Origin of the sequence: Roseobacter sp. GAI101, from assembly GCF_000156335.1 — a bacterium.
GTDB lineage: Bacteria > Pseudomonadota > Alphaproteobacteria > Rhodobacterales > Rhodobacteraceae > Sulfitobacter.
Window position 1 is genome coordinate 2,530,929 of record NZ_DS999213.1, and the last position, 14,059, is coordinate 2,544,987.

The 14,059-nt window shown below is 57.6% G+C and carries 15 protein-coding genes; 12 read left to right on the top strand and 3 right to left on the bottom strand.

Annotation, left to right across the window (positions count from 1 at the left end; all coding sequences use genetic code 11):
• Positions 1-35 precede the first annotated feature (35 nt).
• The 12 genes from paaC (at position 36) to RGAI101_RS11835 (ending at position 9,901) form a co-directional block, all read left to right on the top strand.
• Entirely contained in the window at positions 36-758 is a 723-nt protein-coding gene (gene paaC / locus RGAI101_RS22145; RefSeq protein ID WP_037229482.1) for a 1,2-phenylacetyl-CoA epoxidase subunit PaaC, read from the top strand.
• Entirely contained in the window at positions 752-1,219 is a 468-nt protein-coding gene (paaD, locus tag RGAI101_RS11785) for a 1,2-phenylacetyl-CoA epoxidase subunit PaaD (RefSeq protein ID WP_008229155.1), read from the top strand. The genes paaC and paaD overlap by 7 nt, the downstream gene beginning before the upstream one ends.
• Positions 1,220-1,222: 3 nt before the next feature.
• Positions 1,223-2,287, top strand: a complete 1,065-nt coding sequence (locus RGAI101_RS11790) for a ferredoxin--NADP reductase (RefSeq protein WP_008227549.1) — start codon at positions 1,223-1,225, stop codon at positions 2,285-2,287.
• Between the two features lie 10 nt (positions 2,288-2,297).
• A complete protein-coding gene (paaZ, locus tag RGAI101_RS11795) occupies positions 2,298-4,322 on the top strand; it encodes a phenylacetic acid degradation bifunctional protein PaaZ (protein WP_008227151.1) in 2,025 nt (674 codons plus the stop codon).
• Entirely contained in the window at positions 4,312-5,082 is a 771-nt protein-coding gene (locus RGAI101_RS11800) for a PaaX family transcriptional regulator C-terminal domain-containing protein (protein ID WP_008228888.1), read from the top strand. Before paaZ ends, RGAI101_RS11800 begins: the two co-directional genes overlap by 11 nt.
• A gap of 55 nt (positions 5,083-5,137) precedes the next feature.
• Positions 5,138-5,752, top strand: coding sequence for a ribonuclease D (locus RGAI101_RS11805; protein ID WP_008227499.1), 615 nt, complete (start codon positions 5,138-5,140; stop codon positions 5,750-5,752).
• Positions 5,749-6,711, top strand: coding sequence for a KpsF/GutQ family sugar-phosphate isomerase (locus RGAI101_RS11810; protein WP_037228098.1), 963 nt, complete (start codon positions 5,749-5,751; stop codon positions 6,709-6,711). Before RGAI101_RS11805 ends, RGAI101_RS11810 begins: the two co-directional genes overlap by 4 nt.
• 6 nt (positions 6,712-6,717) lie before the next feature.
• Positions 6,718-7,326, top strand: a complete 609-nt coding sequence (locus RGAI101_RS11815) for a hypothetical protein (protein WP_008225562.1) — start codon at positions 6,718-6,720, stop codon at positions 7,324-7,326.
• On the top strand, positions 7,323-7,817 hold the full coding sequence (lptA, locus tag RGAI101_RS11820) for a lipopolysaccharide transport periplasmic protein LptA (protein WP_008226673.1): 495 nt from the start codon (positions 7,323-7,325) through the stop codon (positions 7,815-7,817). The genes RGAI101_RS11815 and lptA overlap by 4 nt, the downstream gene beginning before the upstream one ends.
• On the top strand, positions 7,817-8,575 hold the full coding sequence (lptB, locus tag RGAI101_RS11825; RefSeq protein WP_008225555.1) for an LPS export ABC transporter ATP-binding protein: 759 nt from the start codon (positions 7,817-7,819) through the stop codon (positions 8,573-8,575). The genes lptA and lptB overlap by 1 nt, the downstream gene beginning before the upstream one ends.
• A gap of 252 nt (positions 8,576-8,827) precedes the next feature.
• Positions 8,828-9,394, top strand: a complete 567-nt coding sequence (hpf, locus tag RGAI101_RS11830) for a ribosome hibernation-promoting factor, HPF/YfiA family (RefSeq protein ID WP_008225299.1) — start codon at positions 8,828-8,830, stop codon at positions 9,392-9,394.
• A gap of 42 nt (positions 9,395-9,436) precedes the next feature.
• Complete coding sequence (locus tag RGAI101_RS11835) at positions 9,437-9,901, top strand: PTS sugar transporter subunit IIA (protein WP_008226376.1); 465 nt, start codon at positions 9,437-9,439, stop codon at positions 9,899-9,901.
• A gap of 3 nt (positions 9,902-9,904) precedes the next feature.
• On the opposite strand, the gene RGAI101_RS11840 is transcribed toward RGAI101_RS11835, so the two are convergent.
• The 3 genes from RGAI101_RS11840 to RGAI101_RS11850 are packed head-to-tail and all read right to left on the bottom strand — an operon-like array spanning position 9,905 to position 14,040.
• A complete protein-coding gene (locus RGAI101_RS11840) occupies positions 9,905-11,332 on the bottom strand; it encodes a nodulation protein NodH (RefSeq protein WP_008226447.1) in 1,428 nt (475 codons plus the stop codon).
• Between the two features lie 3 nt (positions 11,333-11,335).
• Positions 11,336-13,033: a DUF5927 domain-containing protein gene (locus RGAI101_RS11845; RefSeq protein ID WP_008227282.1), complete on the bottom strand. Its 1,698-nt coding sequence runs from the start codon at positions 13,031-13,033 to the stop codon at positions 11,336-11,338.
• Entirely contained in the window at positions 13,030-14,040 is a 1,011-nt protein-coding gene (locus RGAI101_RS11850; protein WP_037228101.1) for a glycosyltransferase family 2 protein, read from the bottom strand. Before RGAI101_RS11850 ends, RGAI101_RS11845 begins: the two co-directional genes overlap by 4 nt.
• Positions 14,041-14,059 lie beyond the last annotated feature (19 nt).

Genomic DNA, 14,059 nt, shown 5'->3' on the forward strand with positions numbered 1-14,059 from the left:
ATGTGAGCGACCATCTCTTTGAATATCTGTGCCGGATGGGCGACAACACGCTGGTGCTGGGCCACCGCGTATCTGAATGGTGCGGCCACGCGCCTGTACTTGAAGAAGATATCGCGCTGGCCAACACCGCGCTTGATCTGATCGGGCAAACCACGCTTTGGCTGGGTCTGGCCGGAGAGGTTGAAGGCGAGGGTCGTGATGCCGACAAACTGGCGTTTCACCGCGACGTCTGGGATTTCCGCAATCTGCTGCTGGTCGAACAACCTAACGGGGATTTCGGCCAGACCATGATGCGGCAGTTTCTGTTTGATGCGTGGCACCTGTTGCAGCTCACGGCACTGATGAACAGCAACAATGCGCAGATTGCCGCGATCGCCGAAAAGTCCTCCAAGGAAGTGACCTATCATCTGGAGCGCGCCACCGACACGGTGATTGGTCTGGGCGACGGGACCGAGGAAAGCCACAACCGAATGCAGGCCGCATTGGATAAATTGTGGCCCTATGTCGGGGAAATGTTCACTTCCGATGATGTGGACGCTGCTATGGTGAGTGCAGGTATCGCGCCTGATCCGACGTCTCTGCGCCCTGCATTTGACGCGCTGCTGGACGATGTGTTCACCGCAGCCACGCTGGTCAAGCCGCAGGATGATTTCGGACATAAGGGCGGCAAATCCGGCAAGCGGCATTCCGAACACCTGGGTCACATGCTGACGCAAATGCAATGGCTGCAACGCGCCTATCCGGATGCCACATGGTAGTCGAAAAACCCACGTTAGAGACTGTTTGGGGCTGGCTTGACGCTGTACCAGACCCGGAAATCCCCGTGATCTCGCTCACCGATCTGGGGATCATACGTGATGTGCAGTGGCAGGATGACACGCTTGAAGTGACTGTAACCCCCACTTACTCTGGCTGTCCTGCGACCACGATTATCAATCTTGATATCGCAACTGCCCTGCGCGGCCACGGCATCGAAAAACTGGCTCTGAAACGGCAGCTTTCGCCTGCCTGGACGTCGGATTGGATGACGGATTCAGGCCGCGCCAAGTTGGAAAAATACGGCATCGCGCCGCCCCAGCCTGCGGGCGGGCCGCAGCACTGCCCCCGTTGTAAATCCACGCATGTGGAAAAGATCAGCCAGTTCGGTTCGACCCCTTGCAAGGCGCAATGGCGCTGTACCGACTGTCTGGAACCCTTCGATTATTTTAAGTGTATCTGACCCATGAGCCAATTTCTTCCCTTGTTAGTCACTGATATTCACCACACAATCCGCGACGCGGTCGTGCTGACGCTCAAGCCTGAAGACGCCGATGCCTTTGCATTCACCCAAGGTCAGTATCTAACCTTCAAACAGGATTTTGATGGCACGGAACTGCGCCGCAACTATTCCATCTGTGCCGGACTGGACGATGGTGTTTTGCAGGTCGGGATCAAACGTGTCGACGGCGGGGCGTTTTCGACCTTTGCCAATGAAACGCTCAAGGTGGGCGATACGCTGCACGCGATGCCACCCCAAGGCAAGTTTTTCACTGGATTAGAGCCTGATACAGCTAAAAACTACCTTGGCTTTGCGGGCGGGTCAGGCATCACGCCAGTGCTGTCGATCCTCAAAACCGTGCTGAAACGCGAGCCGCAGTCCACCTTTACGCTGGTCTATGCCAACCGCGCCGTGAACACGATCATGTTCCGCGAAGAACTTGAGGACCTCAAGAACCGGTTTATGGGGCGGCTAAGCGTGATCCACATGCTGGAATCCGGTCAGGACATCGACCTGTTCACCGGTCGCGTCGATCAAGCCAAATGTGACGCGTTGTTCAAAACATGGATCGACATCAAGACCATCGACACTGCCTTTATCTGCGGGCCGGAGCCGATGATGCTGGCCATTGCGGAATCGCTGAAAACCCACGGATTAGAGCCTGATCAGATCAAGTTCGAGCTGTTCAGCGAAAGCCAGCAAGGACGTCTGGCCAAACAGGAAATGGCCAAGCGCAGCGAAGACCAGGCCCTGACCCAGGTGATTGTCACCATCGATGGTGCCGCGCACAGCTTTACCATGACCAAAGGCCAGTCCGTGCTTGAGGCTGCGTTGGAGAACAACCTTGATGCGCCCTTTGCGTGCAAGGCCGGCGTCTGTTCGACCTGCATGTGCAAGGTGACCGAGGGCGAGGTCGAAATGCTGTCGAACCATGCGCTTGAGGATTACGAGGTCGAACGCGGCTATCGTTTGAGCTGCCAAAGTTATCCGATCAGTGACAAACTCGTCATCGACTACGACCACCATTAAGGACACCATTATGCGCGATATTCAAAGCTTTGCAGCCGGTCAGTGGATCAATCCGGGGGCCGGTTCGCGCAATATCGCGAGCGCCATAACAGGCGATGTGATCGCGCGTGCCGGCAACGACGCTTTGGATATTCAATCCATGCTGGCCTACGCTCATGGCGTTGGCGGCCCGGCCCTGCGCAAGCTGACCTTTCATGACCGCGCCAAGATGCTCAAGGCGCTGGCGACCTATCTAAAAGACCATAAACAGAGCCTATATGACCTGTCTTTCGACACCGGCGGCACCAAATCTGACCACATGATCGACGTAGATGGCGGGATCGGCACGATGCAGGTGTACGCCGCCAAAGGGCGTCGCGAGATGCCGGATGACCAGATTTTTCTGGATGGTCCACCCGAACAATTGGGCCGCGCTGGTCAGTTTATGGGTCGCCATATTTGCACACCGCTGCAAGGCGTCGCGGTTCATATCAACGCGTTCAACTTCCCCGTCTGGGGCATGCTGGAAAAGCTGGCCCCGACACTGTTGGCGGGCGTCCCTGCGATAGTCAAACCGGCCACCGCGACGTGCCAGGTAACCGAGGCGTGTTTTCGCCTGATGATCCAGTCCGGTATCTTGCCCGATGGCGCAATCCAAATGGTGACGGGCGGCTTGGGCGATATGCTGGATCACCTTGATTGTCAGGACGTGGTCAGCTTTACCGGATCAGCGGAAACGGCAAACAAACTGCGCAGCAATCCCGCGCTTTTGGAGCGGTCGGTCAGGTTCGCATCCGAGCAAGACAGCCTGAATGCGTCCGTGTTAGGGTCTGATGCAGCGCCGGGTACGCCTGAATTTGATCTGTTTGTCAAAGAGGTCCAGCGTGAGATGACTGCGAAAGCGGGGCAGAAATGTACGGCCATTCGCCGGATCATGGTGCCGGAAGCGCATATCGACGCGATGATAGACGCGATCTCTGCACGACTGGCCAAAGTGACCATCGGTGATCCACGGCTGGAAACAACGAAAATGGGCGCGTTAGTCTCAGAATCGCAACGCCGCGACGTGTTGGAAAAGGCCGCGCTGATCGGGGCCGAAGCCGAACGGGTCTTTGGTGACCCCGACAGCTTTGCGGTCGATGGGGCCGACCGCGAAAAGGGGGCGTTTGTCCCGCCGATGTTGTTCCATTGCGCCGATCCTGACAATGCGATCCGCATCCACGATACCGAAGCGTTCGGACCTGTTTCGACAGTCATGCCCTACCGTGACACCGATCATGCCATCGCGCTGCTGAACAAGGGCAAAGGGTCGTTGGTCGCCTCTGTTATTACGCGCGACGGAGACATCGCTCGGCAAATGGCAATGGGGGCCGGTGCCTTTCACGGGCGGCTATATTTCAACAACCGCGAGTCCATGGCCGAGGCGACAGGCCACGGTGCCCCCCTGCCCCACATGGTACACGGCGGACCGGGGCGCGCGGGCGGTGGCGAAGAACTGGGCGGCATTCGAGGGGTCATGCATTACATGCAGCGCACCGCCATTCAGGGAAGCCCCGACATCCTGACCGCCATCGGCAAGCAATGGGTGCCCGGTGCGACCGAGATATCGGACCGCGACCACCCGTTCACGCGTGTCTTTGGCGACCTTGATTTGGGCGAGACGTTCAATTCGGCCAGCCGCACCATCACGCTCGACGATATCGAAACCTTTGCGCATTTCACCGGGGATACGTTTTACGCCCACATGGACGAGGACGCCGCAAAGGCGAACCCGTTCTTCCCCGGTCGCGTCGCCCACGGCTATCTGCTGCTGTCGTTTGCTGCGGGTCTGTTTGTGCAGCCCGACCCCGGCCCCGTGCTGGCCAACACCGGTTTGGACAACCTGCGCTTTATGGCACCGGTACAAGCGGGCGACAGCATCAAGGTCCGGCTTAGCGTCAAGGCAAAGACGCCTCGCAATGACGAATATGGTGAGGTACGCTGGCACGTGACCCTGACCAATCAGGATGATGCCGCCGTGGCCGAATATGAACTGCTGACGATGAATGCCTACTGACGATTTTGCGACTGCTGTTGCAGACCTGAAAAACCTTGGCGGTCAGCGCGTCTGGTCGCTGATGATCAGCCTGTTCGGTGATCTTGCCCGCAACGAGGGCGATGTGATCGACGGGCCGATCCTGTCCGCGATCATGGCCGCGATGGATGTCCGCCCCGAAGCAGCGCGCGTTGCGCTGCACCGTTTGCGCAAGGATCAATGGATCACCTCGCTGAAACGGGGGCGGACCGCCCGCCACAGCCTGACGCCAGAGGGCCGCGCGCAAAGTCAGGCGGCAAGTACGCGGATTTATGCCACCCCAGATGAACTGGACCGGGGCTGGCAAATGGTCTTGCTGGAAAAGGACATACCTCAGGAATTCGACAGCGCGGGTTTCACGATGGTTCAGCCGCGTCTGTATGTTGGCCCTGCTCATCTGGCCGCCCCCAAGGACGGGCTTGTGTTGGAAAGCAAAGATGCGCCTGAGTGGCTAATGCGCCAGTTAGAGCCTGTTTCACTGGAAGAAAGCTATGTGCAACTGCGTCACGCCCTGGAAAACGCCGTCCGCTCTTTGCCCAAGGCGCGCGACCTGACACCGCTGGAAATCGCCACGTTACGCTGCCTGATCGTGCACAACTGGCGGCGCTTGGCGCTCAAGCATCCTGCCCTGCCGCGTCCCTTGATGCGGGACGATTGGGCGGGGCTGATCTGTCATATCCTGGTGGCTGACCTGCTGGCCCGCTACCCACGCCCTGCAACTGTGCAGATTGCAGCGCCTTAACCGCCCTGCAAAAGCGATACTTTCCCAAAGCGCACCACAGCGTTATAGGAGGGGCATGACAAATACAGTTTATCAAAATGACCTGCCGGACGGCCTTGATCTGGGCCCGATCGTCGCGATCGATTGCGAAACAATGGGACTGCATCCGCATCGGGACCGCCTGTGTGTCGTTCAACTGTCGGGCGGCGACGGACATGCGCATCTGGTGCAAATTGGCAAGGGCCAGACCGAAGCCCCAAACCTGTGCGCCCTGCTAGAAGACCCCGAGGTCCTCAAGCTGTTTCACTTTGGCCGTTTCGACATCGCTGCCATGCAAAATGCCTTTGGCGCGAAAACCGCGCCGGTCTATTGCACAAAGATCGCCAGCCGTCTGGTGCGCACGTTTACCGACCGTCACGGGCTGGCAAAGCTGTGTCAGGAATTACTGGGCACCGACATCTCCAAGCAGCAGCAATCAAGCGATTGGGGTGCTGCACAACTGACGCAAGCACAGATCGACTATGCCGCCTCTGATGTCTTGTACCTGCACCAACTGCGCGACAAACTGAACGCCATGCTGATCCGCGAAGATCGCATGGACATCGCGCAGGCGTGTTTTGATTTTCTTCCCATGCGTGCCCAGCTTGATCTGGCAGGCTGGCCCGACACGGATATTTTCGCACACGTATGAGCACCCCATTCTTAGATACTGCCCGGCGGGTGATCCGTACCGAGGCTGACGCACTGGTGGCTTTGGCTGACAGTCTGGATGATCGCTTTCGGCAGGCGATTGACCTGCTGATCGCCACCCGTGGCCGCGTGATTGTTACCGGGATCGGAAAATCCGGCCACATCGCCAAGAAAATCGCGGCGACGCTGGCCAGCACGGGCACGCCTGCGCAGTTCGTCCACCCCGCTGAAGCCAGTCATGGCGATCTGGGGATGATCACCGGCGATGATGTGGTGCTTGCGATCTCGAATTCCGGCGAGGCCCCTGAACTGGCGAACCTGATTGCCTATTCGCGACGCTTTTCGATTCCGCTGATCGGGATCACGAGCCGCGAGGCCAGCAGCCTTGGCGCGCAATGCGATGTCGTTTTGCTGTTGCCGCAACTGCCCGAAGCCTGTGGCACGGGCGTCGTTCCGTCCACGTCAACCACCATGACACTGGCGATGGGCGATGCCGTCGCTATTGCCCTGATGGAAAACCGGTCCTTCACCGCCGAACATTTCCGCGAATTCCATCCCGGTGGCAAATTGGGCGCGCGGCTAAGCCGTGTGGCCGATCTGATGCACACTGGCGATGCGTTGCCGCTGGTGCAGGTCGATGCCCCCATGTCCGAAGCGTTGATGGCGATGAGCAGCAAGTCCTTTGGTGTGGTTATCGTGACCGATGCAGCCGGCACGCTGCAGGGGATCATCACCAGCGGGGACTTGGGGCGTCATCTGGACGGGCTGCTGTCCAAGACTGCCCGCGATGTGATGACGGCAACCCCCGTCAGCATCGCCCCCGATGCGCTGGCCGAAAAGGCCGTGGGTATCATGAACGCCCGCAAGATCACCTGCCTGCTGGTCGTTGAACCGGATGGGGCGAACATCCCTGAGGGCTTGCTTCACATCCACGATTGCCTGCGCGTCGGGCTGGGGTGACAGGTCATGCAACGGGACCGCTACACAAGGATCGTGTCCTGGCTGAAGGTCCTGTTTCCGCTTGCGGCACTGGGCCTGCTGTCGACGCTTTTCCTGCTGTCACGGGCGATTGATCCCGGACAGGTGATCCCGTTTGCGGAAAAGGAAATTCAGGACCGTCTGCGCGATCAACAGATCACTGCGCCGTTCTTTACCGGAGCCACAGCCAAGGGCGACATGATTTCGTTTTATGCCGACGTCCTGACCACACCCGGCGGGCAGGTCGGGTCGAACAGGGCCGAAAACATCCGCGCCACGATCAAGACGGCAGAGGGCGTCACCTTCCGGCTGCAATCGGGCATGGCCGACATCGATCTGGCGCAGGATCACGCGGAACTGACGGGCAACGTCATACTTATGACCTCGACGGGGTATCGGGTGACCAGCGAACGCCTTACTTCGGAACTGTCGTCGGTGAACTTGCAATCGCCCGGAGCCGTCTATGGCACGGCCCCCGGAGGCACGCTCGAGGCAGGTGCCATGACGGTGCAGCAGTCCGAAACAGATACCTCACCCCAATTGCTTTTCACAAATCGCGTGAAGCTGATATATAAACCGAAACCTTTGCCAGAGTGACCCGCGTGAAATACATTCTTTTGCCCATCTTTCTAATTCTTTCAGCCATGTCCGTTGCGGCGCAGGGTACCAATGTAGCCTTTGGCACCATCCGTCAGGATACCAGCCTGCCGGTCGAGGTGACTGCCGATAACCTTTCGGTCGATCAGGCGACGGGAACGGCGATTTTCACTGGAAACGTGGTGATTGGTCAGGGTGAAATGCGACTGTCGGCAGCGCGTGTTCTGGTGGTCTATCGCGCGGATGCCGAAGGTATCGCCCGTCTTGAGGCAACTGGCGGGGTTACCTTGGTGTCCGGCGCGGACGCTGCCGAATCACAGCGTGCGGACTACGACATCGACAGCGGTACAATCGTGATGACAGGCAACGTTTTGCTGGCCCAAGGGCGCAATGCACTGAGTTCCGACAAGATGAGCGTGAACCTGTCGGATGGCACAGCGCAGATGTCCGGCCGCGTCAAGACCACCCTGCAACCGGGTGGAAGCAACTGATGACGACGCCTTCTTTGACGGTAGAAGAGGGAAGCGGCGGGCTGCGCATCGAGCATCTGCGCAAATCCTACCGCAAGAAAACCGTCATCCGCGACTTTTCCATGCATCTTGACCGGGGCGAGGTCGTGGCCCTGCTGGGGCCGAACGGGTCCGGCAAAACAACCACATTTTACGCAATCGCCGGCCTTGTGATGCCCGAAGGCGGCACCGTTACGATAGATGGCAAGGATGTCACGTCGCTGCCGATGTATCGTCGTGCGCAGCTTGGCATCGGATACCTGCCGCAAGAGATGAGCATCTTTCGCGGGTTGAACGTGCAAGACAATATCATGGCCATTCTGGACATCTCTGTCCCTGATGTGCGCAAACGGCGCGAGCGGCTCGAGGCGTTGTTATCGGAGTTTTCCATCGAACACCTGCGCCGCGCGCCCGCTTTGGCGCTGTCCGGCGGGGAACGGCGGCGGGTCGAAATCGCTCGCTGTCTGGCCGCGGACCCGAAATACCTATTGCTGGATGAACCCTTTGCCGGGGTGGATCCGATTTCCGTTGATGACATTCGCCATCTTGTCGCGGACCTGAAAAAACGCGGGATCGGTGTGCTGATCACCGACCACAACGTGCGTGAAACCCTCGAGATTGTTGATCGCGCGTATATCCTGCACGAAGGCAAGGTGCTGATGTCCGGCACGCCGTCCGAAGTCGTGGCAAACGAGAACGTGCGCCGCGTATATCTGGGCGACAACTTCCGTATTTCTTAAGAAAACCCTAACAAGACAGGCAATTTTCTGCAGATATTATCTGCGGTTTTATTTGACATCGCAGGGCATTCGGGCGCTCAATACAACTATGGTGACTGAACGTTCCATGGTTGTTGTGCATTTCCCTTTCATCAAAGGGCCGATGCGATTCAATCTGAAACCAGCGCCATTCACCCGCATCTGACCCCCGTTTTTTGCCGCTTGATTGCGGTGTCTTGGCGTCGGTCGGAACGATAATAACAAGGAGACTTTATGCGGTACCAAATCAGTGGCAAGCAAATCGACATCGGTGACGCGCTACAGGTTCACGTGAAGACGGAGCTCGGTGAAGCGGTCAAGAAATACGCCGAACGCCCGACGGACGCCAATGTAGTGTTTTCCAAATCAAGCTATGAATTTGTCTGCGAAGCAACCGTTCACCTGTCGACAGGTTTGACGGCTTCGGCAAAAGCCCATGCTACTGATATTTATGGGTCTTTCGATTCATGCTGCGCCAAGATGGAGAAACAGCTGCGCCGGTACAAGCGTCGGTTGAAAGATCATCACCGTGACCGTTCGGAACCGGTTGAACTATTCGGCGCTTCCTCGTATATCCTCGCTTCAGAACCGGATACTGACGCGCAGGAACCTGAAACCCTCCAACCCATGATCATCGCGGAAATGCAGACCAAGATCGCAACCTTGTCTGTCGGCGAAGCAGTGATGCAGATGGAAATTTCAGGGTCCCCTGTCGTGGTCTTTCGGAAAGACGGTAAAGAAGGCGTGAACGTTGTGTACCGTCGTGATGACGGGAACATTGGCTGGATCGACCCGTCATAAATCCAACGGATCGCACGAGCGGCCCAGAATAGAGCGAGCAGAATGAATTTTGCGAAACTCATCAAGCCGGAAGCCGTCAAGGTGCTCACGTCGGCTTCCAGCAAGAAGCGCCTGCTCCATGATATTGGTGAGCTGGCGCATAATGCTTACGGACTGGACGCTGGCGCTGTCGTTGAAGCATTGCTGACACGCGAATCCCTTGGCCCGACAGGTGTGGGCCATGGGGTCGCATTGCCCCATGCCCGCCTTGAAGGGCTGGACGAAGTGCTTGGTGCCTTTGTGCTGCTTGATAAACCGATTGATTTCAATGCGGTAGATCGCCAGCCCGTCGACATAGCCTTTGCGTTGTTCGCACCTGAAAGCGCCGGAGTTGAACACTTGAAGGCTTTGGCGTTGGTGTCGCGCACCCTGCGCGATGCATCCGTGTGTTCCAAGCTGCGATCAAACCATGATCCCGCAACGCTTTATACGATCCTGACCGAAGCGCAGGCGTCGCAAGCAGCCTAAGTGCTAGACCCAGCTGTCAAATCCGAAAATCATATAGTCGCGCTGATAGGCATCTGACGTCAGCGCTTCGATTTCATCATCGTAGATATCAGCCAGCTCAAACGGCGATGTCTGTGGCCGTGACCCAACCGCAGGTGCTTCGGGCTGGCCTACGGATGCTGCAAGAGCCAAAAGATCCATTGCAAGATCCGCCTCGCGGATGACACGGTCTGGCAGGGCAAATTCGCCGAACCCCTGCAAGGCCTGCGCCTGCGTACACCACGCCTGATCCACGCGAATCGACGTCTGCCCGTTCAGGTTCCCCTTGAGGAAAACCAGAAACGCCTTGAAAGCGGCACGATGGGCATCGGCGTCATAGCTTGCATCGGGCTCACCCTCGGGCAAGGGCAGTTTGTACCGGCGGATCAGATTGGCGCGCAACTGGCTATAGCTGCCTTTGCCGGTCGTCACGATATGCCGGCAAAACGCATCATGGGCACGATCCACCGGATGGCGCAGCACGGTAAAGCTGCGGTGGCCGGTATTGCGGCGTTTCCATTGGCGCAGGTTCTTTTGCGTCATCTTGCTGTGCAACTGGTTACGCTTGACCCCATCCAGGGCCGCCATCCAGTCCAGCACCTGCGGTTCCGGCCCGCTGCGCAGTGGCAGATACAAAAGCGGTGTTTCCGCTGCCGCAACATAGGATGGCACGACCGGCCCGCGGCGCGGTTCAAAATTGGGCGTGCGCGTCAGATCAAAGCGGTCAAGGCGACCAAGGGCCTTCAGCATGTCATCGTAATTGCTGACCTTGGTCGAAATATGATCGGGATTCTGCTTTTTCAGGCTTTTGTCCAATGCCTCAAGCGCCTCATCCACCCCAAGGTAGCGCGCGAGACCGTTCATCACGTCGACGCTTTGCAGGTCTTCATAGGCGACATAGAACGCCGTCTGCCCCGAGGTTTGCAGCCTGTTCAACAGCATCAACTGGAACTCCTGCAACGCCTCAAGATGGGCCGCAAATTCACCTTCGTCAAATACCGCCTGCCCCGCCTTATGCGCTTTCATATCGGTCAGTTTCCACTGGCCGGTGGCTTGGGCGATCTTCCAGCTGACATAGCTTTCGACCGGATTGCGGGTCAGCACGATCTTGGCACAGCGATCATCCTTGAGAATGGGATCGAGCACACGGGGATCGTGATCATGGAAATAGCGAAACCCGCCAAGTCCGGTGGATTTGGTGCGGATCGCGGCCAAAAGAACATCAGGGTTGGTGTCGCGGGTTTCCTGATCCACCCCCAAGATGTCAGTGGACTTGGGGAAGCCGATAAAATGCGGGTTAAATGCCTCTCCGTGGCAGGTGATGCCTTGGAAAGCGTTCAGATTGGTTTCAAGAAAGTTCGACCCGGTGCGCATTTCAGCAAAAACGACGAAACTGTTGAATTTCGAAGACATAGGTTATTGCACCAAATAGGGTTTGCGCGGTCGTTGCTGCGTGGCTGCAACGCCGCGTTCAACGGGGAAATCACCCATCATATAGGGATGCATCCCCTGATTCTTGAGATTTTGCAGGAATTGCCCAAAGCCTGACAGGTCGACCATCTTTGGCACTTCGGCAATGCGGCGCAGCTTGGTCTGGCCGATCTCGTCCAGGATGCCTTGCAACGGTTCCATCGGGGCTTCGATGAATTCCGCCATCGTCCAAATCCGCACCCGCGCCTTTGTGTAGGGCGACCGCAGGATGTTCATATGTTCGCTTTCGATCTTTTGCAGCAATGCGGCCTCGCGACGGATATCCGCGAAATCCTTGTTCGACCGGAACAGCGGCACCGACCACGCCCCCGTGATGACAGAGACCTGAGCGTTTGGGTCTTTGGCGATCCGCCAGCAGACATCCTGATTGTCGGCCGGACCAAACTGGAAACATTGCCGTTCGCCGCGCGTGTTCCAGATCAGATTGGTCAGGAAGGCCTTGCCGTTATAGTCGCGGATGATGGCACTGTCGCTCAGCGCCCCATTGATCGCCGTCTGATTATCCGCGTAATGCGCGCGATCGGGGGCAAACAGATGGCCGTGTACCCGCGCGCCCGTTGCTTTGGCCAACCACGGTTCAAAATTCTCGAACAGCTCGGCAAAGCCCTGGAACATGGAATAAGGGGCCGCTGTCACACCGTTTTCCCAGTCTTCATTCGGGAAACGGCTTTGCATGTACAGACCCGACCGGCCCCGCGTCCGCCGCTCAACCGCTTTGGCAAAAATGCGGTCAATCTTGCCGGGGTTGGGTTCGGTTTTCTTCATGGCCGCGGCTTCGTCGGTCAGAAACGCCTCGTAAAGGCGGTCAGCATAGGGCCAGATCTTGCGCGCCACGAAACAGTCCGAGCGCCGCAAAAGTTGCAGGTGATCGTCATAGAAAATATGCGGCTTGCCCTGAAAGTCGAACTTTGACAGGGTCAGGGAACGGCTTTCGATCTTCAACGCATATTGGCGCGCAAGCGTCTGGAAATAGCTTTCATCGGGAATCCAGACATTTCGGAAATATCGGTCGTATTCGGGGCGTTCCGGGTCCTGAAGGATCGCTGACAAGGTCTGGCGCGTCAAACACCACCATTGCGACCCCATGTGTGGCACGATGCCATTGGGCATCCGGCGTTTCAGCCCAAGAGCACGCTGCACGGCAACCGCCTTGTCAAAAAGATAGCGGTGCCGCTTCCAGGAAAACGGAAAACGCATGGTAAAACGTTCTTCATCCAGACCGCCCACCGTCCAGGGCACGTCGGCCGTTGTCGCACTTTCGATGAAATCGGTGCGCGGGCGCGCGGCAAGATAGTTCAACAGCTCTTTCACCGGGCGCAGCGGCAGGCAGGACCCTGACGCAAGATAAACGTGGCGCACTTGCGGAAAGCTGGCCAACATCAGCTCTGATCCGGATTGCGACCCGGCGACGATGCCCCACGTGCCCCATTCACAACGAAACCGTTTGCAGAACTTCAGATCGGGCACGTCGGACAGGCTTTGAACGAAAACATCATAGGTCTTGCGCGGCACGGCCTTGTCTACGTGAATCACGATGGGGCAGCCCGCAGCCGCCCAGTGACGTGCCACCTGTTCGGCCCGACCCAAAGCCGTATGAACCAGCATCACGACGCCGACCGTCATGCCCAGTTTCCTTTGGACATCAGCCCCAGAATTTCCAACTGGCGCCAGTTGATGTATTTCTCGGACCATTTGCACCACAGCTGCGGATCGGTCTGCAGGCTGGCCGCATAGGCCTTGTATTCGACCGACGCGGCATAATGTTGACCGCGCTCAAGCTCTTCTGCGGCTTTGGCGCTGAAGGTGTCGATGAATTTGGCATGCAGTAACACGCCGGACGCCTTTTCCCCACCCCATTCGTCATAGACCTGGTTCAGGCCGCGCGGCAGCAGCATATGGGTCGAACTGACATAGCAATACCGGCGATCCCATTTTACCAGCGGCACCTTGTTCAACGCAGGTGCCTGGGCCGGAGCGTCCTTGAAAAAGACGCGCGCGCGGGGGCCACCCTGAATCCACAGGTTGGCAAATTTGTAATTTCGCGACAGGGAATAGTTGCCACTGTCGAACCACGAAGCAATCTCGATCGGGTCCTGACCGGATTGGTAGGGCTGTTCGTCCAGCCGCCCCTTGGGATACATATCCAGCAACATGGCCGAGAATGATTTGATCGACGACGCATCAAGCCAATCTGTCAGCGCGCGCAAGGGCCGCGTATCGCAAAACGGATAGACCAGAAATTCGTCAGGATCGACGGTCAGTGTCCAGTGTCCGTGGGCATGTTTGATTTGCAGGTAATTCAGCCAGTCGACACCAAAGCGGGCCCGCTTGTAGCTGGCGCGGGTGCGCCAGACAGATACATCCGGCTGGTCGCGCAGATAATCCAGCGACCCATCGTCACTGTCATTGTCTACGAAAAAGAAATGACCCACACCCATCTTGCGGTAGTAGTCCAGAAAATAGGGGAGGCGAATTTTCTCGTTCCGCTGCGTGCAGTACAGTAGGATGTCATCGCTCTTGATCTGGGCCGTACGATTGACAATCTCTTTCAGTTCGCGGCGTTTGCGATACGCGCGAATGCGCCATCTTTTGCGCTGCAGCCGAAGCCGATATGAATTTATTAGACCCAAAAACTGCCCTTCATTCTCG

Bases quoted from the DNA above. Each gene is read 5' to 3' on its own strand.
- RGAI101_RS11790 (WP_008227549.1), top strand. From the start codon at position 1,223: ATGAGCCAATTTCTTCCCTTGTTAGTCACTGATATTCACCACACAATC.
- paaC (WP_037229482.1), top strand. From the start codon at position 36: ATGGGCGACAACACGCTGGTGCTGGGCCACCGCGTATCTGAATGGTGC.
- RGAI101_RS11835 (WP_008226376.1), top strand. From the start codon at position 9,437: ATGAATTTTGCGAAACTCATCAAGCCGGAAGCCGTCAAGGTGCTCACG.
- RGAI101_RS11800 (WP_008228888.1), top strand. From the start codon at position 4,312: ATGCCTACTGACGATTTTGCGACTGCTGTTGCAGACCTGAAAAACCTT.
- RGAI101_RS11805 (WP_008227499.1), top strand. From the start codon at position 5,138: ATGACAAATACAGTTTATCAAAATGACCTGCCGGACGGCCTTGATCTG.
- paaD (WP_008229155.1), top strand. From the start codon at position 752: ATGGTAGTCGAAAAACCCACGTTAGAGACTGTTTGGGGCTGGCTTGAC.
- lptB (WP_008225555.1), top strand. From the start codon at position 7,817: ATGACGACGCCTTCTTTGACGGTAGAAGAGGGAAGCGGCGGGCTGCGC.
- paaZ (WP_008227151.1), top strand. From the start codon at position 2,298: ATGCGCGATATTCAAAGCTTTGCAGCCGGTCAGTGGATCAATCCGGGG.
- RGAI101_RS11845 (WP_008227282.1), bottom strand. From the start codon at position 13,033: ATGACGGTCGGCGTCGTGATGCTGGTTCATACGGCTTTGGGTCGGGCC.
- RGAI101_RS11840 (WP_008226447.1), bottom strand. From the start codon at position 11,332: ATGTCTTCGAAATTCAACAGTTTCGTCGTTTTTGCTGAAATGCGCACC.
- hpf (WP_008225299.1), top strand. From the start codon at position 8,828: ATGCGGTACCAAATCAGTGGCAAGCAAATCGACATCGGTGACGCGCTA.
- RGAI101_RS11815 (WP_008225562.1), top strand. From the start codon at position 6,718: ATGCAACGGGACCGCTACACAAGGATCGTGTCCTGGCTGAAGGTCCTG.
- RGAI101_RS11810 (WP_037228098.1), top strand. From the start codon at position 5,749: ATGAGCACCCCATTCTTAGATACTGCCCGGCGGGTGATCCGTACCGAG.